This window comes from Stenotrophomonas lacuserhaii (genome assembly GCF_039674585.1).
Classification (GTDB): domain Bacteria; phylum Pseudomonadota; class Gammaproteobacteria; order Xanthomonadales; family Xanthomonadaceae; genus Stenotrophomonas; species Stenotrophomonas pennii_A.
Genome location: NZ_JBDJNU010000001.1, coordinates 72,752 through 93,986, shown reverse-complemented (window position 1 = coordinate 93,986; position 21,235 = coordinate 72,752). Strand labels below are relative to the sequence as shown.

10 protein-coding genes and 1 tRNA gene are annotated in these 21,235 nt (G+C 65.9%); 9 read left to right on the top strand and 2 right to left on the bottom strand.

Annotation, left to right across the window (positions count from 1 at the left end; all coding sequences use genetic code 11):
• Window positions 1–26: 26 nt before the first annotated feature.
• Window positions 27–977 carry a 4-hydroxy-3-methylbut-2-enyl diphosphate reductase gene (gene ispH, locus ABE522_RS00355; RefSeq protein WP_346589780.1) on the top strand — a complete coding sequence of 317 codons (951 nt, stop codon included), beginning with the start codon at window positions 27–29 and terminating at the stop codon, window positions 975–977.
• Window positions 978–1,173: 196 nt separating this feature from the next.
• Window positions 1,174–3,057, top strand: coding sequence for a M61 family metallopeptidase (locus ABE522_RS00350; protein ID WP_346589778.1), 1,884 nt, complete (start codon window positions 1,174–1,176; stop codon window positions 3,055–3,057).
• Between the two features lie 15 nt (window positions 3,058–3,072).
• Here ABE522_RS00350 and ABE522_RS00345 read toward each other — a convergent pair whose 3' ends face one another.
• Complete coding sequence (locus ABE522_RS00345; protein WP_346589777.1) at window positions 3,073–3,390, bottom strand: hypothetical protein; 318 nt, start codon at window positions 3,388–3,390, stop codon at window positions 3,073–3,075.
• Here ABE522_RS00345 and ABE522_RS00340 point away from each other — a divergent pair.
• The 4 genes from ABE522_RS00340 (at window position 3,376) to ABE522_RS00325 (ending at window position 5,862) form a co-directional block, all read left to right on the top strand.
• Complete coding sequence (locus ABE522_RS00340) at window positions 3,376–4,065, top strand: hypothetical protein (RefSeq protein WP_346589775.1); 690 nt, start codon at window positions 3,376–3,378, stop codon at window positions 4,063–4,065. The two genes, ABE522_RS00345 and ABE522_RS00340, sit on opposite strands and share 15 nt — an antisense overlap.
• A 35-nt stretch (window positions 4,066–4,100) precedes the next feature.
• Window positions 4,101–4,176 (top strand) — tRNA-Thr (locus tag ABE522_RS00335).
• Window positions 4,177–4,420: 244 nt separating this feature from the next.
• On the top strand, window positions 4,421–5,377 hold the full coding sequence (locus ABE522_RS00330) for an RHS repeat-associated core domain-containing protein (RefSeq protein WP_474200914.1): 957 nt from the start codon (window positions 4,421–4,423) through the stop codon (window positions 5,375–5,377).
• Window positions 5,378–5,388: 11 nt separating this feature from the next.
• A complete protein-coding gene (locus ABE522_RS00325; RefSeq protein WP_346589772.1) occupies window positions 5,389–5,862 on the top strand; it encodes a hypothetical protein in 474 nt (157 codons plus the stop codon).
• Window positions 5,863–5,954: 92 nt separating this feature from the next.
• Here ABE522_RS00325 and ABE522_RS00320 read toward each other — a convergent pair whose 3' ends face one another.
• Window positions 5,955–7,091: a GGDEF domain-containing protein gene (locus ABE522_RS00320; RefSeq protein ID WP_346589770.1), complete on the bottom strand. Its 1,137-nt coding sequence runs from the start codon at window positions 7,089–7,091 to the stop codon at window positions 5,955–5,957.
• A 93-nt stretch (window positions 7,092–7,184) separates the two neighbouring features.
• Here ABE522_RS00320 and ABE522_RS00315 point away from each other — a divergent pair, with 93 nt between their 5' ends.
• From ABE522_RS00315 to ABE522_RS00305, 3 genes are all read left to right on the top strand, one after another.
• Window positions 7,185–8,003: a response regulator transcription factor gene (locus tag ABE522_RS00315; RefSeq protein WP_346589768.1), complete on the top strand. Its 819-nt coding sequence runs from the start codon at window positions 7,185–7,187 to the stop codon at window positions 8,001–8,003.
• A 231-nt stretch (window positions 8,004–8,234) separates the two neighbouring features.
• Complete coding sequence (locus ABE522_RS00310) at window positions 8,235–17,558, top strand: DUF7507 domain-containing protein (protein ID WP_346589767.1); 9,324 nt, start codon at window positions 8,235–8,237, stop codon at window positions 17,556–17,558.
• Window positions 17,559–17,577: 19 nt separating this feature from the next.
• Complete coding sequence (locus ABE522_RS00305; protein ID WP_346589765.1) at window positions 17,578–21,234, top strand: porin family protein; 3,657 nt, start codon at window positions 17,578–17,580, stop codon at window positions 21,232–21,234.
• Window position 21,235: the final 1 nt, after the last annotated feature.

Genomic DNA, 21,235 nt, shown 5'->3' with positions numbered 1-21,235 from the left:
CGGCCGACGCCGGGAGACGTTGATAGATGGATGTCCTGCTCGCCAATCCGCGTGGTTTCTGTGCTGGTGTCGATCGTGCGATCGAGATCGTGAAGCGCGCGATCGAAACGCTCGGCGCACCCATCTACGTGCGCCATGAAGTGGTGCACAACCGTTTCGTGGTCGACGACCTGAAGCAGCGTGGCGCCATCTTCGTCGAGGAACTGGACGAAGTGCCGGACAACAACACGGTCATCTTCAGCGCACACGGCGTCTCCCAGGCGGTGCGCCAGGAAGCCGATCGCCGTGGCCTGAAAGTGTTCGACGCCACCTGTCCGCTGGTGACCAAGGTGCATTTCGAAGTGGCGCGCCATTGCCGCGCCGGCCGCGACGTGGTGTTGATCGGCCATGCCGGCCACCCCGAAGTGGAAGGCACCATGGGCCAGTGGAACCAGGAAGCCGGCACCGGCAAGATCTACCTGGTGGAAGACGTGGAGCAGGTGGCCTCGCTGGTGCTCGAGCAGCCGGAAAATTTCGCCTACACCACCCAGACCACGCTGTCGGTGGATGACACGCGCGGCATCATCGATGCGCTGCGTGCCAGGTTCCCCGCCATGCAGGGACCGAAGAACGACGACATCTGCTACGCCACGCAGAACCGCCAGGACGCCGTGCGCGACCTGGCCAAGCGCTGCGACCTGGTGCTGGTGGTGGGCTCGCCGAACAGCTCCAATTCCAACCGGCTGAGCGAACTCGCTCGTCGTGAAGGCGTGGAGTCGTACCTGATCGACGGCGCGCACGAGATCGACCCCGCGTGGGTAATCGGCAAGCAGCACATCGGCGTCACCGCCGGTGCATCGGCGCCGCAGGTGCTGGTGGACGGCGTGCTGGCCCGCCTGCGTGAACTCGGTGCCGACGGCATCGGTGAATTGGAAGGCGAACCCGAATCGATGGTGTTCGCGCTGCCGAAGGAACTGCGCCTGCGCCTGGTCGACTGACCACCGCGCCGCCTCTGGTAGCGCCGACCCATGGTCGGCGAGCGAAGCGGCCGCCTTGGCTTTTGCGATTGACGTTCAGGGCGGCGCACACCCGACTTTGCCCAATCCGGCCACCGGCCCATCCGTGACCTTTGGCCATGGGGCAGGGCGTTGCCGTAGGCCTAGGATCAAGGTTCCCCTTCTGCTGGAACTGCCGATGAAACCCCGTGCCCTGGCGCTGTCCGTCCTGCTCTCGTTGACGACTACGCCGGCACTCGCGCAGACCCCGCCACCGGTCGGCAGTGCCTGGCCCGGCACGCTGCGCATCAACGTCGACGCACGTGACCTGGACCGGCGCATCTTCAAGGTCACCGCCACGGTGCCGGCCAAGCCGGGCCCGCTGACCCTGCTGTACCCGCAGTGGCTGCCGGGTAACCATTCGCCCAGTGGCCCGATCGACAAACTGGCCGGCCTGCAGGTCACCGCCAACGGCACGCCGCTGAAGTGGGAGCGTGACCAGTTCAACGTGTATGCGTTCAAGGTGGACGTGCCGCAGGGCGTCACTGAGGTGGTGGCGCGCTTCAATTACCTGTCTTCGCAGGGCGGCAGCCAGGGCCGCGTGGTGATGACCCCGGAAATGCTCAACCTGCAGTGGAACGCCAGTTCGTTGTATCCCAGCGGGGTGGATGCCGGAGGGCTGCAGGCGCAGGCCAGCGTGACCCTGCCGGCCGGCTGGTCCTATGCGACCGCGCTGGAAACCGAGCGCCGCGACGGCGACACCGTGGTATTCAAGCCGATCAGCTATGAGCACCTGGTGGATTCGCCGTTGTTTGCCGGCGAGCACTTCCAGCGCTTCGACCTGGATCCCGGCGCGAAGCAGCCGGTGCACCTCAATGTGTTCGCCGACGATGCCAAATCGCTGAAGGCCAGCGCGGAGCAACTGAAGGCGCATCGCGCGCTGGTGCAACAGATGGACAAGCTGTACGGCGCACGCCATTTCGATCATTACGACTTCCTGCTGGCGCTGACCGACAAGCTGGGCGGCATCGGCCTGGAGCACCACCGTTCCAGCGAAAACAGCGGCGATGTGGGCTATTTCACCGAGTGGGACAAGAACTGGTGGGCGCGCGATCTGCTGCCGCACGAGTACAACCATTCCTGGAACGGCAAGTACCGCCGTGGCGCTGACCTGGCAACCGCCAACTTCAACGTGCCGATGGGCGACAGCCTGCTGTGGGTGTACGAAGGGCAGACCCAGTTCTGGGGCCAGGTGCTGGCCGCGCGTTCCGGATTGTGGAGTACCGACCAGGCGCGTGACATGCTCGCCAATGTGGCGGCGACGTTCGATCGCGGGCGTCCCGGACTGGCCTGGCGGCCGCTGCAGGACACCACCAACGACCCGACCATCGCCCAGCGCCGTGGTCTGGCGTACCGCAACTACCAGATGAGCGAAGACTACTATTCCGGCGGGCAGATGCTGTGGCTGGAAGTGGAGGGCAAGCTGCGCGCGCTGAGCGGCGGCAAACGCGGCCTGGATGATTTCGCCAAGGCCTTCTTCGGCATGGACAACGGCGCGTGGGACGTCAATCCGTACACCTTCGATGACGTGGTGGCCACGTTGAACACCATCGCCCCGGCGGACTGGGCCGGCTTCCTGCGCGAGCGCCTGGATGGGCATGGATCGCTGATCGGCGGGCTGGAAATGGCGGGCTGGAAGCTGGCTTACCGTGATACCCCGAACGAGGCGTTCAAGGCGCAGGAAACCCGCGCCAAGGCCGCGCTGCTGACTTACTCAATCGGGGCTACCGTGACCGACGCCGGCGTGGTGGGTGACGTGGTGTGGGACAGCCCGGCCTTCAATGCCGGTCTTGCACCGGGCATGACCGTGATCGCCGTGGACGGACGCGAGTACAAGAGCGAGCGGCTGAAGGAGGTCGTGGCCGGCTCCAGGGACAGCAAAGCGCCGATCACCCTGCTGGTGAAACATTTCGACCGGGTAATGCCGATCAGCATCGATTACCACGGCGGCGCGCAGTACCCCGCGCTGGAACGGATTGCCGGCACGCGCGATGGGTTGTCGGCGCTTTGGAAGGCGCGCTGACCTCACCGTCGAGGCTCAGCCTGCCCCGGTAGCGCCGAGCCATGCTCGGCGAGCAGCATCCTGATCCATCTGCACACGCGACGGATTCCCGGGATCGTAAAGAATCTGCAGCGTGTCACGTGGAATCGTCGCCAGATCAATCAACGGCACGTAGCGCCGGATCACCGCGCGCTGCGGCTGTCCGGCCACATCGGTAAACCGCAGCTGGAACTCCACCTGCGGCTGTTCATTGAAGAACGCACCGGTCTGGCGCACGTCGTCGATGATGGCGACGGTACCCACGCCCCGATACTTCAGGGCATTGCCCGCCGAATCCGCTTGCAGCCGGCGCATCAACAGTTGGCTCCCGGGGACGCGAAGCAACAGGTGCTCGCGCTGAAGCCGCGCTCGGACGCGGGTGACGGCCTTGCCACGTATGAAATCGAGCTTGTGGTGCGTGATTGCAGGAATCTCATCTCCGGTGAACCCGAAGCGGGTTGGCAGGCCATGCGGCGTGCCGGCATGCGAACCGACCCGGACTTCCTGAGCAAGCTGGAGGTGCGCCTGGGCGAGTGCGTCGCCCTGAGCCAGGATCCCACGCTCTACCGGGCGCCATGGCTGGCACGCGCGGCCGAGCAGGGGTCGGTGGAGGCGCAGCTGCTCTACGGCATCGACGTGCGAGCCGCAGTGGGTGCGACATCTGCATCGGAACTGGCTGAGCGCGAGGAGGACGTGCTGGCCTGGCGTGAGACCTCCCTGCGCTACCTGCAGGCGCTGGCGGACGGTGGCAACGTGGAGGCGCTTTCAGGCCTGCAAAGCGTTCATGAGCACGGTTACCGGACCGTCAAGGATCCGGTCGCGGCTTACGCCTATGGGCAGGTGCTGCAACGGCTGAGCCCCACGTTCTGGTCGGATGCGCTGCTGGCCCAGTCCCGCCAGGCCCTGTCCCTGGACCAGCAGCGGATGGCCGCCGAGCAGGCGGAAGCAATCTACCGCCGCTGCTGCATGCTGCCCGGGCCCGGTGATTGACCGGCTGTTCCCCAGCCCCTAGAATTGCCTGCTCAGCCGGAATAGCTCAGTTGGTAGAGCGGCGCATTCGTAATGCGTAGGTCGTAGGTTCGATTCCTATTTCCGGCACCAGTTGTACGAAAAGCCCCGGCCTTGGTCGGGGCTTTTTGTTTGTTTGCGTTGGCGCCGACTCATGGTCGGCCGCAGTCGGGTGTCCACCTCTCCAACGTAAGTCGGCTTCCCGGACACTCACCGACATCCTCCTTCCAGAGCGCGTGCGACGTGTGCTATGAAGGCCATGCCTTGCTCCAAGGTTCTTTCAAGGATTGGAAGGATGACTGCGTTCGGGAGACGCGTCGCCGGTGCATTCGCGCACATTGCGGCGGCTGCAACCAGTAGGCTCAGGGCCGGTTCGGTAGCGCTCTGGAGCTGCGCCCTTCTAGCCGGGCTGTCCTGGCTTGCGCCGGCTTCGGCGCAGACAACGGTCCGCTACCTGCATACCGATGCACTCGGATCGGTCGTGGCCAAGACGGATGCCAATGGCAACGTCATCGAGCGGATGACGTACGAGCCTTACGGCGATGTTGTCGGGGAGGATCTGACTGACGGTCCCGGCTATGCCGGACATGTGAGCGATGCCGCTACCGGTCTGACTTACATGCAGCAACGGTACATGGATCCGCAGTTGGAGATGTTCCTGTCTGTGGATCCGGTGACTGCGTTTGAACAGCCTGTGTGGCAGTTCAATCGGTATCGGTACGCAAATGACAATCCGTACAGATTCACGGACCCGGATGGACGGCAGGTTTCAGATCCTCGCTCCTGCCACGACACGGGAGCTTGCATTACAGTTGAGCAAGCTCAGGAGCAAATCGGCAGGGACGGTCGTCTGATGCTGAAGTTCCTTGGTGGGGCGGCTGGCGCAGGAGCGACAGGTGGCGTGTCCGCTGAGGGAGGCGCGATGCTGTCTACGTTGGCCAGCGTGATGCGTGGTACATCGCTCGCGGGAAGAGATTACGGGCAAGCCAGAACATACATCGAATCAGCTGCGCGAGACCTCGGTCGCACCGGCGGCCGTTCAGGCCGCAGGACATCTGAGTTCGAAGGTGCGGGGGGCGGAGCAGGCGCCTCCAAGATGTTTGATCGCCTCACGCAAGGTACTTCGGAGGTTCGAGATGGCGGGCAGTTGGGCAGATTGGGCGATGGCTCTGTCGTCCAGATGAGCTCACGGACCACGAAGGATGGAGTCAAGGAGACTTCCGTTCGTGTGAGCAGTGAAAAAACAGGAACTCGGATCCGCGAGGTAATCAAGGTTCGTTTCAGAGAGAAATAGGAGAGAGCCCAATGCATGGCGATAAATCAGAACTATTTCGCGCCTACGTGGAAGGGCGGCAGAAAGTTATATTTCCCTGGTCGCTATCAATCGTAGATTGTTTTTTTGTTAGTGGGGCTTTCTTGAAGCTTGGCGGTTCAGGGTCTGTGACGTTGTCGAGAATATCGGCCAACGGCGCGCAAGTTGTGCCGGTAAAAATTGTTGATGCTTATGATCTGTACGATATAGATACTGAAGCCAATGGTCTTGAAGTGGTGCTCTTGCATGAGGCTTCGGGGTCTGCGTGCTACTGGGATGTCCATGAGAGATTCGTGGTGGCTGTTGGGGGAGGGGATTTTTTAGAATTGGCGCGACCCTATCCAAGCGACATCGAGAGACATCGCTACGTTGAGGCAATGCTTCACTTGGAAGATATTGAGTGCAATGAATCGGCAGAGGCGATCTACGAAGCTCTATCCGCAAGGCCCTTGGCCGGCTTAACCTGATGCTTGATCCAACCCCTGTTTCATGGACATGAATGCCCCGGCCCTGGGTCGGGCCTTTTCGTTTGTTTGCGTAGACAACGCCCTCCAGGCGCTCAACCCACTACCCGGTTGCGCCCGCCCTGTTTGGCGGCATACAGGTGGTCGTCCGCAACGGCGAGCAGCGCGTCGAAGTCCGGATTTCCGCTGATGCCCGCCGCAACCCCTGCGCTCAACGTGGCGTTGACGGGCTCCTCCCCGACGGTCCGTGCGGCCTGTTCGAACGCCGCCCGAAGCCTTTCTGCTGCCTCTACCGCTCCGGCATGGTCCACGTCCGGGAGCACGCACAGGAACTCTTCCCCGCCGAGCCGGAATACCCAGTCCTTCTTCCGCAGGGAATCCTCCGCGACGCGCGCGGCCAGCACGATGACCTGGTCGCCGATGGCGTGCCCGAAACGATCATTGATGCGCTTGAAGTGGTCGATATCAAAATAGATCAATGCGCGGGAGCGTCCAGTGGACCTGTCGCCCCGTTGCCACGCCGCCTTGCGATCTTCCAGGAAGCGGCGGTTGTACAGGTTCGACAGAGGATCGCGGATGGAGGCCTCGTAGAGTTGCTGGGCGGCCCGTTCCTTGCTCATCGTCACCATCAACGCGCTGGCGAGCAGCACTTCGATGAGGATCTGCGCATTGAAGAACACGACGGCCCACGTTTCAGCCGGCGCAGCGCCGAGGGGTTGCGGCAGCCACACGGTGAAGGGCAGCGCCAGCACGGCCAAAGCGCTCGCCGCCAGGAAGACCATGCCGAGCGACCGCCGCGACGGCAGGCCCGGATCCTGTTCCCGCAGCAGCTGGTAGGCAGGCAGCCCGGTATACAGCGCAACCAGGCCGATGCGCAGGGTGGCGTTCAGCGCCTCCATCCCCAGCCGGTCGAACCACACGAACGCGGCAGCAAGCCAGGCCAGCGATGGCAGCAGCAACCAGCCCCATCGTGCGTTGTGCCCGAAGAACGCGCGTACGGCCTGCCATCCAAACGCGAACGCCAGCGAGATGAAGAAGGCCCCCAGATGGAGCCCCGCTTTGCCTGGAAACGCGCTGGGATGGACCAGGAAAGCGCAGCCGATCGCCCCCGCGGCGAAGGGAGCCGCGAACCAGGCAATGCGTCGGCCGGTCGGCCGCACAGCCCCCAGGAGCACCGCGATGAGCAGGAGGACGACGGCGCTGTAACCGAGGAGGGTGGGGATGTCGACCATCAGTTGGCTTGATAGGGGGCGCGGTGCTGCGCCGTTGCGATCCGGGTGCTGGCAGCCGGTGTCGGAAATCCTGCTGGACGGGCAACGATCGCCGTGTTGCATTCAATGGGTAGAATACGTCGGCCCGATGCAGCGTCGGCTGAAGCCAGCGGGCGCAGCGGGCGATGTGCTCACAAGACGAGACGGGGACCTTCAATGCAGTCTGGCTCATCGGGGCAACACACGAAGATCCTCGTGGTGGAGGACGACCATGAGTTGCGCGACCAGATCCTGGTGCCGGACCTGATTGACATGGGTTTCGATGTCCAAGCGGCCGGCAGCGCGCTTGAAATGTATCGGCAGCTGATGAGGGCGCGCGTGGACGCCGTCGTGCTCGACGTTGGGCTGCCTGATGAAGACGGCTTCAGTGCATTGGCGCATCTACGGCAAAGCGATGACGTTGCCGTCGTGCTGCTCACTGGGCGCTCGGGCAGTGCGGACCAGATCCGCGGACTGGACGGCGGTGCCGATGCCTATCTGGTCAAGCCAGTGGAAAGCGAAGTCCTGGCCGCCACCCTGCGCAGCGTGTTGCGTCGCCGTGGGCGGGAAACAGCCGGGCGCGCAACCGCCACGGTGCTGAAAGCCTCCGGCTGGAGCCTGGCGCTGGAAGGCTGGCGTCTGACCTCGCCGGCAGGAAAGCAGGTCCAGCTTTCGCACGCCGAGCTGCTGCTGTTGGCGGCGTTGATGCGTACCCCGGGGGCGGCCATGTCACGCGATGACCTGACAAAGAACATCGTCGCCCAGCTTCCCGAATTCGACCCGTATCGGCTCGAGATGGTCGTCCACCGGCTGCGACGGAAGGTCGAAGACGGCGGCGCGCAGCCGCTGCCGGTGCGTTCCATACGTTCAATCGGCTACGCCTGGGCCTCCTAGTCGGCGGTCTTCGCCGTTTATTTCTTTTTATTTCACGCGATGAAAACATCCGTGATTGAGTGGTAAACAGCCGCTGCTTATAGTGCGCGCCTCGCAATGGGGCGCTCGGCAACTCGCCGCAGCATCGTGCTTTCTCCCGCTCCGACCGCTGACACCAGCGGTGCGCTTTCGTGCGCGTGCGTGATCTTCGCAATTGGCTTGTGCCGCCGCACCAACAGGGGTTCCAAGGATATGGCTCGTCAGCTCGCACGCTCTCCGCAAGGGCGCTTCCGTCGTTGCTCTGGTTTCGGGTTCTGGTTGATGGTGCTGGTGGCCCTGGCGCCGCTGACCGCATTCGCCCAGCTCGCCCCGCGCCACAGCTTCAACGTCCGCGGCGATGTGGCCATGGTCGGCAACGCCCTGTTGACCTGCGCCACGTCCGGCACGGGCTCGGCGAACTGCGCCAGCCAGCGCATGAGCAACAGCACCGGTGGCAACGGCAACCGCGTGATGGAGTTCATCAACGTGGATGCGGCGGGACTCCCGTCCGCCGTGCCGGCGAACTCCTCCGCGGCCACCTTGAGCGTGCCGACAGGAGCGCGGATCCGCTCGGCTGGCCTGTACTGGGGCGCGCGAGCGGGCAACACCGATGCCGCGCGGCGGACGATCCAGCTGCGGGTGCCTGGCGGGACCTATCGCTCGGTGACCGCCAGTGCTGCGGACCTGAACACCTTCAATGATCAAGGCGATACCAACGCCAACCGGCCCTATACGGCTTACGCGGACGTGACCGCGCTGGTCGCCGCGTCGGGCAACGGAACCTACTACGCCGGTGGGCTGACCGCCGTCACCGGGAACGGCGGTGGGCTCGGTAACTACGGCGGCTGGGCGCTGATCGTCCTGTACGAAGACGACAGCAAGCCCTTCCGCCGCTTGATGGTGTTCGATGGCAACGCTGGTTACGTCAGTGGCGGCAATGCACAGTCCGCCTCCGTGTCGGGTCTGCTGACGCCGGCAAGCGGTCCGTTCAATGCCTTCATGGGCGCCCTGGTGTGGGAAGGCGACGGCGACATCACCGGTGACGCATTCCAGTTGAGCGGCAACGGAAACGTGCTCAACGCAGGCGCCGTCAGCGATGCGCTGAGCCCCGCCAACAACTTCTGGAACAGCGGCATCACCCGGCTCGGTGAGCGCTTCACCAACAAGACGCCCGACTACGCCAATCAGTTCGCCGTCGATCTGAAGCTGGTCGACATTTCAAACAACGCGGCGAATGCGGCGTCTGCCCGCCCGCGGCTGGCCAACAGCGCCACCGGCGCCACGCTGACGTTCACCAGCACCGGCGATGCCTACTTCCCGCATGCGCTGGTGTTCGTGACGGACCTGTTCGTGCCCGATCTGGTCAGCTCGCTGGACAAGACGGTGCGCAACCTGACCCACCCGACCGGTCCGTTGCGGCGCGGCGACATTCTTGAGTACACCATCTCCTTCCAGAACAGTGGCCAGGACGGTGCGACGCGCACCACGGTCCGCGATCCGATCCCGACGCACACGGCGTTCGTGCCGGGCAGCCTGCGCGTCGTCTCGGATGAGGGACGGGGCATCAGCAGCGGTGGCAACCCGGCCGAAACCGATTCGGCTGGCGACGACGTCGCGGAATTCGACGCTGCCGGCAACCGTGTTGTGTTCCGCGTGGGTGCGGGCGCCGATGCGACCAATGGCGGCCTGTTGACGCCGGGGCAGGGCGCAACCCTGCGCTTCCAGGTCAAGGTCAGTGACACGGCGCCGGATACGGCGCAGATCATCAACAACGCCGAGGTCACCCACAACGGCCAGACCGTGGAGGTGCCCGATGACTACGAGGGACGCGCCTCGGCCACCATCGGCCCGGTCGAAGTGCCTGCCATTGCCACGGTGGATTTCTGTCCGGCGGACGGGGGCATCTTCGGCGTGGTGAACGGAGCGGGCTTCCGACGTTTCATTCCGGGCGCCAGCATCGACGAAGCCGTCGGCGACCTGGCCATCAGCCTGCCCGGCAACCTCAACGGATTGATGGTGGATGCCGCGCGCAACCGCCTGCTGTTCCACACCCGGGCCAACGGTTCCGGCGGTGAAGTGTGGGCGTATGACGCCAACAACGGCGGCTGGTACCAGACCGGTGCGGTGATCGCCGCGGACCTGCCGCGCGCCGGCATGACACGCGAAGGTATTGGTTACATGGTCACCGCCGTCAGCGGCAGGACCGCCCGCATGTATCGGCTGGACCCGGCGGGGACGTTTGGTTACACCCCCGGCGCCCCCACCACGTTGACCTACGACGTGGCCCCGTCGGATACCGGCTCGGGCGACATCGCCTTCGACCAGGATGGCATCGGCTGGCTTGTCGCCGGTTCGGATCTCTACCGGGTAGATGTGGACGCCGGCACGGCCACCCTGCAGCAGCGCTTCACGGGAGCGCCGAACGGTGCCTTCTATGCCGGCGCGGCGTTCGGCGCGGATGGCCGGCTGTACGTCGTGGTCAACGCGACGGGCAACTACTACGCGATGGACCTGGCTACCGGCACCATGACGCTGGCGGGCAATTCGTCGCTGGCCAGCGGCAGCGACCGCGGCCGTGACCTGGCCTCGTGCAGTTTCCCGGCGATCGCTCCGCCCCAGCTCCAGGTCGACAAGGTGCTTGGCGCCGTGAACGGCGACGTGCCGGGCTCCAGTGTGGCGCCGGGCGACGTGCTGGAATACGAGATCCGCGTCCGCCACGTCGCGGGTTCCCAGGCCGCAACCCTGTTCGCAGGCGATGTGGTCGAGGGCGTCCCGGCGAATACGACGTTCCTTCCGGCCGGCAGCGACTTCACGTGCAGCGCCGCCGTGTGTTCGAACACCAACGCGGTCAACATCACGGCCGGAGGCTCGGTTACGCTGCGCTTCCGGGTGCAGGTGGCGGCCACGGTGCCAAGCACGGCAACGGCGATCCGCAATGAAGTGGCCGTGCAGGGCAACACGCCCGTGGACTGTGCCGCGACCGGCAACGACTGCGAGGAGACCACGCCGCTCACGCTGACCCCTGGCCTCGCCTCGACCAAGGTGCTGAGCCTGGTCAACGGCGCCGCGCCCAGCGGAACCGTCGCTGTCGGTGATGTGCTGACCTATGCGGTCACCGCGACGAACACGGGCAACATGCTGCTGCCTTCGGTCGTCGTGGCCGATGCACGCATCGTGCCGGCCAGCATCACCTGCACGGATCTGGCTCCCGCCGCGGCGTGCGTTCTGACCGGTGTGTACACCGTCACCCAGGCCGACGTGGACACCGGGCTGGTCCGCAACACGGCCACGATCACCACGCCGGGCACCGACGGGGTCTGCCCCGTCGGCAACAGCAACGCGTCGTGCAGTCCCACCCTGGAAATCCCGGCCGACCCGGCGCTGCCTGCATTGACGATCGTCAAGACGGCCAGTGCCCCGGGTACGTCCGCCGTCGGTGACACGATCGCCTACAGCTTCCTGCTGACCAACACGGGCAACGTGACGTTGAACGCGCTGGCGGTCGTCGATGACAAACTGGCCACGCCCCCGGTGTGCCCGGTGACCACGCTGGCTCCGGGAGCGACCACCACCTGCACCGGCACCTACACCCTGGTCCAGGCTGATCTGGATGCAGGCCGCGTGGTGAACACGGCCCATGCGGAAGGCACCCCGCCGGCGACCCCGGGCAATCCGAACCCGCCGCGCGTGCCGAGCCCGGAAGACGAGGAGACCACGGACCTCACGTCGGCCCCGGCGCTCACCATCGTCAAGTCCGCAGGCCTTCCCAGCGGCAACACCGTGGGCAGCACCATCGCCTATGCTTTCCTGGTCACCAATACCGGCAACGTGACGCTGCGTGACATCGCCGTCGTGGACGCCAGGCTGGCCACTGCGCCGGTGTGCCCGATGACCACGCTTGCTCCGGGAGCGACCACCACCTGCACGGGCACCTACACTCTGGTCCAGGCTGATCTGGATGCAGGCCGCGTGGTGAACACGGCCCATGCGGAAGGCACCCCGCCGGCGACCCCGGGCGATCCGAACCCGCCGCGTGTGCCCAGCCCGGAGGATGAAGAGACCACCGTGTTGCCGGCGATGCCGTCGTTGGCGCTCGTCAAAACGGCCGGATCGCCGAGTGGCAATGCCGTAGGCTCGACGATTCCGTACAGCTTCCTGGTGACCAATACCGGCAACATCACGCTGACCAGCGTTGCCGTGGTCGACGACCGCCTGGCCGTTGCACCGTCCTGCCCGCTGACCACCCTGGCACCGGGTGCAAGCACCACCTGCACCGGCACCTACACGCTCAGCCAGGCTGATCTGGACGCGGGCCGCGTGCGCAATGTCGCGCATGCCGAAGGCATGCCCCCGGCGACCCCGCAGAACCCCTCGCCGCCGCGGGTACCGAGCCCGGAGGACGAAGAGATCACCGTGCTTCAGGCCGCTCCCGCGCTGCGCATCGTGAAGACGGCCGGCGCACCCAGCGGAAACGCGGTCGGCGCCACCATTCCCTACAGTTTCCTGGTCACCAACACCGGCAACATCACGCTGACCGGCGTTGCCGTGGTCGATTCGAAGCTGGCCACGGCGCCGACCTGTCCCGTCTCCACGCTCGCACCGGGCGCGACGACCACCTGCACCGGTTCCTACGTGCTGACCCAGTCGGACCTCGACACCGGACGCGTGCTCAACACGGCCCACGCGGAAGGCACGCCGCCGGCCACCCCGGACAATCCGACCCCGCCGCGGGTGCCGAGCCCGGAAGACGATGAAACCACCGAGCTTGCCCAGACCCCGGCACTGACGTCGGTGAAGCAACTGGCGGGCAATGCGGACGAGGACGCGTCGGGCACGGTGACCCTGGATGACACGCTGACCTACGCGGTCACGGTGACCAACACCGGCAATACGACGCTCGCCAGCGTCACGGTGTCCGATGCCCGCATCGTCCCCTCGACCATCACGTGTTCCAACCTGGCACCCACGCTCAACTGCGTGCTGACCGGTACCTACCGTGTCAACCAGAACGACATGGACAGTGGCCTGGTCCGCAACGCCGCCGTGGTGTCCACCCCGGGCAACCCGTCCTTGTGCCTGGCGGGCAACACCGGCGCGCTCTGCAATCCGACCCTGGACATCCCCGTGGACGCCCCGGCGCCCGCGCTGAGCATCGTCAAGTCCGCGGCCACCCCGACCGGCAACGCCGTCGGCAGCACCATCGCTTATACCTTCGTGGTCACCAACACCGGCAACGTCACCCTGGGCGGCATTGCCGTGGTGGATGCCAAGCTGTCCGTTGCCCCCGTCTGCCCGCTCACCACGCTGGCGCCGGGTGCGGCCACGACATGCACGGGCAGTTACACGCTGGTCCAGGCCGATCTCGATGCAGGCCGGGTGGTCAATGCGGCGCATGCCGAAGGCACCCCGCCGGCGACGCCTTCCAACACCAATCCGCCGCGCGTGCCGAGCCCCGAGGATGAAGAAACCACGCCGCTGCAGGCGATGCCAGCGCTGACGATCGTCAAGACGGCGGGCACGCCCAGTGGCAGCACGGTGGGCAGCACCATTGCCTACTCCTTCCTGGTCACCAACACCGGCAACGTCACGGTCACCGGCGTTGCGGTCGTTGATGACAAGCTGGCGCAGGCCGCGCTTTGCCCCACCACCACCCTGGCCCCGGGCGGAACCACCACCTGCACCGGCACCTACACGCTGGTCCAGGCCGATCTGGACGCTGGACGGGTAGTGAATTCGGCCCACGCCGAAGGCACGCCGCCGGCGACGCCGGGCAATCCCACCCCGCCGCGCGTTCCCAGCCCGGAAGACGAAGAGACGACCGACCTGCCGGCCGCGCCGTCGCTGTCGATCGTCAAAACGGCGGATGCGCCCAGCGGCACGACCGTCGGCAGCACCATCGCCTACCGCTTCCTGGTCACCAACACCGGCAATGTGACCCTGCGTGACATCGCCGTGGTGGATGCCAAGCTTGCCGCTGCGCCCACATGTCCCACCACCACGCTCGCACCGGGTGCCACCACGACCTGTTCGGGCAGCTACACGCTGACCCAGGCCGACGTGGACGCCGGACGGGTGGTGAACTCGGCCCACGCCGAAGGCACGCCGCCGGCGACGCCGTCGAATTCGAACCCGCCGCGCGTGCCCAGCCCGGAAGACGAGGAAACGACCGACCTGCCGTCGGCCCCGTCGCTGTCGATCGTGAAGACCGCTGGAACGCCATCGGGCGCCACGGTAGGCAGCACCATCGCCTACACCTTCGTGGTGACCAACACCGGCAACGTCACCCTCAGCGACATCCGCGTCGTGGACGCGCAGCTCGCAGTGGCTCCGGACTGCCCCACGACCACGCTGGCCCCGGGTGCCGCCGTTTCGTGCACGGGCAGCTACACCTTGAGCCAGCTCGACCTCGATGCGGGCCGGGTAGTGAACCGTGCGCATGCAGAAGGCGTGCCGCCGGCGACCCCGGGTAATCCCAACCCGCCGCGCGTGCCCAGCCCGGAAGACGAGGCGATCGTGGACCTGCCGGCGGCACCGTCGCTGAGCATTGAAAAGACCGCGGGTCCGGCCAGCGGCAACGCTGTGGGCAGCACCATTGCCTACACCTTCCTGGTCACCAATACGGGCAACCTGACGTTGACCGCGGTCAACGTGGTGGACAGCAGGTTGGCCACTGCACCGAACTGCCCGGTTACCGTGCTGGCGCCCGGTGCGAGCACGGTCTGCACGGGCAGCTACACGCTGGTCCAGGCCGACCTGGATGCGGGGGAGGTGGTCAACACCGCCCATGCCGAAGGCACGCCGCCGTCAACGCCGGGCAATCCGGGCTCCGGCCGCGTCACCAGTCCGGAAGACACGGTGCGCACTCCGGTAGCGCAGCTGCCGGCACTGGAATCGACCAAGCTGCTTTCCCGCAATGCCGATGAAGACGGGTCGGGCACGGTGAGCCTCAACGACACCCTGACCTACACCATCACCGCCACCAATGCCGGCAACACCACGCTCAAGGACGTGGTCGTGACCGACAGCAGGATCACTCCCGCAAGCGTCACCTGCGCGGCGCTTGCGCCCGCAGCGAGCTGCGTACTGACCGGCACCTACCAGGTCAGCCAGGCAGACGTGGTCGCAGGCAACGTGCGCAACGTGGCGACCATCGCCACGGCAACGCCGGGCCTGTGCGAAGCCGGCAATGACGATCCGATCTGTTCGCCGAGCCTGGACATCCCGGTGCTGGCCTGGGACATCGACGCGGTGGATGACCGTGACCGCACACCGCAGAACACCCCGGTAAACACCCCGGTCCTGCAGAACGATCTGCTCGACGGCAGGGCGGTCGACCCTGCGACGGTGCAGGTCAGTGAACAGGTCCCGCCGACCAACGGTTCCATCGTGGTCAACGACGACGGCACCATCACGTATACGCCGAACCCTGGCTTCTGGGGCGAGGACAGCTACGAGTACCAGATCTGCGAGCGCGCCAACCCGACCAACTGCACCACCGCCCGCGTGGTCATCGCCATCGATCCCAACCGGGTCGAAGCGATCGACGATGCAGGCCGCACCGAGCCGGGCGTACCCCTGCAACTGGTCGTGGTCGGCAACGACCGCAGCCACGGCGCGCCGCTGGATCCGCACTCCGTGTTGCTGATGACGCCGCCGGCGAACGGCAGTGTCACGTGCGCGGCAGGCAGCTGCAGCTACACGCCGGCGGCCGGTTTTGCCGGCACCGACACCTACGTCTACCGGGTGTGCGATACGTCGTACCCCACGGCGCTGTGTGCTGATGCAACCGTTACGGTGGACATCGAAGGCACGGCCTCGCTCCGGCTGACGAAGTCGACCACCTCGCGCGACATCAAGACGGGCGACCTGGTCCGTTACAGCGTCACGATCGAGAACGTCGGCACGGTGGATCTGTCCGGTGGCAGTGTGCTGGACACCCCGCCGGCGGGCTTCACCTACGTCGAAGGCTCGCTGGCTGCCAGCGACGCCCGATCAACCGTCGTTGCGAGTGGCTTCAACCCGATCCGCTTCGACGGGATCGATCTGAAGGTCGGCGACCAGATGACCCTGGTCTACCTGATGCGGGTGGGCGCAGGGGTACAGCGGGGCGTGCAGATCAACCGTGCGCAGGCACTCGATGGAACCGGACAGCCGGCGTCCAACGTGGCCACCGCGGAAGTGGTGCTCGATGCCGATCCGCTGCTGGATGAAAGCCTGGTGTTCGGCACCGTGTTCGACGACCGCGACGGCGATGGCTGGCAGGACAGCGCGGCGTTGACGGGCGTGAAGGTGCAGGGCGGTTTCGCTGCAGGCGACTACGTCGCGGGATCGACCCATGTCGACAATGGCGATGGCGCCGGCCTGTCGCCGGTCGCCGATGCCAGCGCCCCGTTGTTGCGCGGCCTGTCGCTGGGCCGCGTGAGCGGACGCCAGTCGGTGGCTGACCCGGCGGAGCGCCATGCGGTGGTGATCCGCCAGCGGCTGCGCACCGCTGCCTTCACCGACGACTTCGTCCTCGAAAGCGACCAGGGCATCCGCGTCCGCATGGCCGCCGATGGCAGCACGCGGATCGAGACGCGGGGCGATGCAGCGAAGGGGCTGACGGCCGCAGCGCCAGTGGTCGAGCGCCGCTCCGTGGTCGAGGGCAACGAGGTCGTCGTGGATTACATCATCCGCAACGAAGGCATCGATGAGCGCGGCATCCCGGGCGTCCGCCTGGCGTCGGTGGAAGGGCTGCTGATCGAGACCGACCAGTTCGGCCGCTACCACCTCACCGGGGTCGATGGCGGGGCGTGGACCCACGGGCGCAACTTCATCCTGAAGGTGGATCCCTCCACGCTGCCGGCCGGTGCGGGGTTCACCACGGCCAATCCGCTGCTGCGGCGGGTTACCCCGGGCGTACCGGTGCGCTTCGATTTCGGCGTGCGCATGCCCGAACCGATCCGCGCCGACGCGCAGTCGGTGGAGCTGGAACTGGGCGAGGTGCTGTTTGCCCCGGACAGCGCAGTCGTGCGGCCCCGCTACGGCGCGGTGCTCGAAAAGATGGCCGCGCAGGTCGAAACCCACGGCGGCGGCGATGTGCTGATCCGGGGCGACGGCAACCAGGCGCTGGGCTACCAGCGCGCGGTTGCGGTACGCGACGCGCTGGTTGCACGGCTTCCGCAAGCGGTGGCTCAACGCACCTCCATCAGCGTGCGCGGTGACCTCGGCGATCCCGCCAGTCGCTCGCTCACGCTGCAGGGCGCGGACACCCTTCTTGGGACCGTGCTGTTCGACACCGACAAGGCCGAGGTCAAGCCGGAGTTCGGCCCGCTGATGGAGCAGGTAGCGGCGGCCGTCGTGCAGGTGAAGGGGCGCGTGATTGTCACCGGCCATACCGATGTGCGCGGTTCGCACGCCTACAACAGGCAACTCGGGCTGCGCCGTGCCCAGGCTGTGCAGCGCGCCATTGCGGCGAACCTGCCGCCCGGGACGGTCCAGGCAGTGAACGTGGAATACAACGATGACCCGGCAACCCCTGCCGAGCACGGTCGCTGAGAAGGAACAGGGGACAGCCATGAAAATTCAAATGAAGCTGCTGGATTGCGCGCTCATCAGCCTGCTTGCTGGCGGGATGGGGCTGGGAACGGCCAACGCCCAGGAACGGGCCGCCGACTGCACGGACAGCGGTTGCCGCTCCGAAGACGGAGTGCTCTTCCAGCTCCGCACCCGAAGCTACGACGAGCCCGTGACGCGCGGAACGGCGCCGGACTCGGGGTCGCGGGCGCTGGCGCCTGATCGCCGGGTGCAGGTGGCGTTGGAGCAGCCGGGTCGCGCCGTCGCCAGTGGAAAGTTTTCCATCGATCTGCCGAACGGTGGCGCGGTCTGGGCCACCGAAGACCCCACGCTGGGGCAGCCGACGCTGTCCATCTCGGCGCCGTCGATCGTGGCCTTCGACGGCACCCGCGTGACCAAGCCGGTCCAGTTCTACGTCCGCAGCAACTACCCGCGCTTCATCGACCGGTACGAGTTGAGCATCCATCGGGCAGAAGACGTGGACCTGATCGAGCCGCTGGCCCGCGTGCCGCTCGCGGTGGCTGCGGTGTCGAGCGGCGAATGGGACGGAGAGCTGCCGGGCCGGTACCGTTACCGGGCAGGGGACGAACTGGTCTACGTGCTGCGCGCCTACGATGCAGAGGGGCGCTTTGATGAAACGCAACCGCGTCAGCTGCAGCTGGTGCGCCCTGAAGAGGCCGAGCGCGGCGCCGTCGCGCTGCGCCAGAGCGTGGAAAAGAGCATGGGGACTGCGCTCACCGCCGAGCAGGCGCAGCAGCAGAGCCTGCTTGACGAGGTCTTCGCGGTCGATGGCCTCCGTCAGCAGAACATCCCGATCCACGGCTCCCGCATCCGGATCAATGGACGCAACCTGCCCGAAGGCTTGAGCCTGAAGATCAACGGCGACACTTACCCGGTGGACATGGAGCGCAAGTTCGTCGCCGAGTACTTGTCCCCGATCGGCTTGAGTTCTTTCCTGATTGAGCTGGAAGGCAAGGGCGAGCCGATCCGCAGCACGCTGGATGTCGATGTCACCGGGCGCTACCTGTTCGGTGTGGGCCTGGCGGACGTGACGGTGTATCAGAACAAGGTGGGCGGCTCCGTCGACGCAACGGCGGTGAACGAACGTTACGCCGATGATGTGATCAGCGATGGTCGCCTGGCGTTCTATCTGAAAGCCAAGACCCAGGGGCGTTACCTCATCACCGCGCAGGCCGATACGACCGAACGTGACCTGGAGGCGCTTTTCACTGGGTTCACCAAGGCGGACCCGACGGATATCTTCCGCCGCCTGGATCCGGATCTGTACTACCCGGTGTATGGCGATGATTCCAATGTCCATCGGGACGTGGACACCATGGGCCGGTTCTACGTGCGGATGGACTGGGACAAGAACCAGGCCCTGTGGGGCAACTTCGCCACCGGCATCACCGGCACCGAGTACGCGCAGTACGTGCGTTCACTGTACGGCGCAGCCCTGGACTGGCGCTCGCGTGCGAGCAACGCATGGGGCGACCCTGCGACCATGCTGCGTGCGTTTGCATCCGAAGCGCAGACCGCACCGGGACACAGCGAGTTCCTGGGCACCGGCGGCAGCCTGTACTACCTGCGCCATGCGGACGTCCTGCCGGGCTCGGAGCGCGTCGTGCTGGAGATCCGCGACCTGACCACCGGCCGGGTGGAAAGCACGGTATCGTTGCAGCGCGGCGCGGATTACGAGATCGACGAACTGCAGGGCCGCATCCTGTTGACGCGTCCGCTCGCGCAGGTCACCCGCGAGAACCTGCCCTCGATAACGCGGGATACGCCGCTGGACGGCTATCAACAACGCCTGGTCGTGGATTACGAATGGGTGCCCTCCGAGTTCGATGCCGACGACATGACGGCAGGCCTGCGGGCCAAGCATTGGTTCGGCAACCACGTGGGCGTGGGCGTCACCCAGGTCAACGAGAACCGTTCGGGCGAAGACTATTCGCTTTCCGGTGCGGACCTTACGCTGCAGGCCGGCAAGGGGACCTTCCTGAAGATCGAGCACAGCCGCACAGAGTCGAACAGTGCACCGCTGTTCTTCTCCGACAATGGCGGCTTCACCTTCCAGCGCATCGACGGCGCCGGGCCGCAGAGCGGCGAAGCTACGGCGGTCGAGGGCCGCGTGAACCTCAAGGAGCTGGGCTGGACCGCCCAGGATTGGAGCGCGGCCGCGTGGTGGCGCGAAGTGGGGGCGGGCTACTCGATCAGCCGCTACGACACGGCAGCCGATGTCACCGAGTACGGCGCCGAAGTGCTGGGCCAGGTCCATCGGGACCTGTCGCTCTACAGCCGTGTGAGCCGCGCCGAGCGGGGCAGCGAAGCACTGGAGCAGGCGCAGGTGACCGCGCAATGGCGGATCGGCGATTTCGATGCACTGACGGCCGAGCTGCGACGAACCGATGAAGAGCGCGCCAGCGGCAATGCTGCTGGAACCCTTGGCGCACTCAAGTACACCCGCCGCCTTGGTACGGCATTGGACGTGTACGGTGTGGCGCAGGTGACGCTCGACGATGACCATGGCAAGTACGCCGACAACGATGCGTACACGCTGGGTAGCAAGTATCTCTTCGGCGACAGCTCGACCGTCGGCCTGGAGACCACCCGGGGTGACAGGGGAGATTCCACCCAGGTCGATGCCGAATACCGCGTCAACGCGCAGCAGAGCCTGTATGGCAGCTACACAGTTTCCACCGACAGCACGGGCTACGACTCGTTGTTCAACCCGCAGCGCCAGTCCGGCTGGACGGCTGGCCAGCGGTGGCGCCTGTCCAACCAGGTGAACGTGTTCAACGAGAGCCAGTACCTGAAGAATCCGGACGAATCCGGCCTGGCGCACACCTTCGGCATGGATTTCTATCCGGCGCAGGGCTGGAACCTCGGCTTCACGCTGCAGGACGGCGAGTTGGTGAACAACGATGGAGGACAGGTCGATCGGCGCGCGGTGAGCGTGTCGGGTGGGCGCACCTCGGTGGAGACCGATTGGCAGAGCAAGCTGGAATGGCGGCGCGACACCGGTGCCGAGCGCCGCGAACAATGGGTGCTCAGCAACCGGCTGACCCACCGCTTCAATGACAGCTGGCGCATGGCAGCGCGCCTGAACTGGTCGGACACCGATGACGAGCTCGATCCCACGCAGGGAGCCCGCTTCATCGAGGGCAACGTCGGCTTCGCCTGGCGCCCTTGGGAAAGCACGCGCTGGGGCGTCTTCGGCCGGTATACCTATCTGTATGACCTCTCCACACTGGGGCAGGTCAACGGCACGAACGTGGACCAGAAAACCCAGGTGGTTTCCCTCGAGGGTGTTTACCGGATCGACCAGCGGTGGGAAGTCGCGGCAAAGGTGGCCCAGCGCGAGGGCGAGGTCCGCATGGGCCGGGGCGCCGGCCCGTGGTTCGACTCATCAACGACCTTCATGGCGGGGCAGTTGAGGTATGACCTGTTGCAGTCGTGGCATGGTTTGGCCGAGTACCGCACGCTGCAGGTGAAGGACGGCGGTACCCGCCAGGGCTGGCTGGTCGGCCTGGACCGGGACATCGGCAAGAACTTCCGCGTGGGGGCAGGCTACAACTTCACCGACTTCAGCGATAAGCTCACCGACTTCGACTACGACCACCGCGGCTGGTATCTCAACGTGGTGGGCACTTATTGAG

Excerpts from the sequence above, each read along its gene's own strand:
- ispH (WP_346589780.1), top strand. The coding sequence starts at position 27 with ATGGATGTCCTGCTCGCCAATCCGCGTGGTTTCTGTGCTGGTGTCGAT.
- ABE522_RS00350 (WP_346589778.1), top strand. The coding sequence starts at position 1,174 with ATGAAACCCCGTGCCCTGGCGCTGTCCGTCCTGCTCTCGTTGACGACT.
- ABE522_RS00345 (WP_346589777.1), bottom strand. The coding sequence starts at position 3,390 with ATGCGCCGGCTGCAAGCGGATTCGGCGGGCAATGCCCTGAAGTATCGG.
- ABE522_RS00325 (WP_346589772.1), top strand. The coding sequence starts at position 5,389 with ATGCATGGCGATAAATCAGAACTATTTCGCGCCTACGTGGAAGGGCGG.
- ABE522_RS00320 (WP_346589770.1), bottom strand. The coding sequence starts at position 7,091 with ATGGTCGACATCCCCACCCTCCTCGGTTACAGCGCCGTCGTCCTCCTG.
- ABE522_RS00310 (WP_346589767.1), top strand. The coding sequence starts at position 8,235 with ATGGCTCGTCAGCTCGCACGCTCTCCGCAAGGGCGCTTCCGTCGTTGC.
- ABE522_RS00305 (WP_346589765.1), top strand. The coding sequence starts at position 17,578 with ATGAAAATTCAAATGAAGCTGCTGGATTGCGCGCTCATCAGCCTGCTT.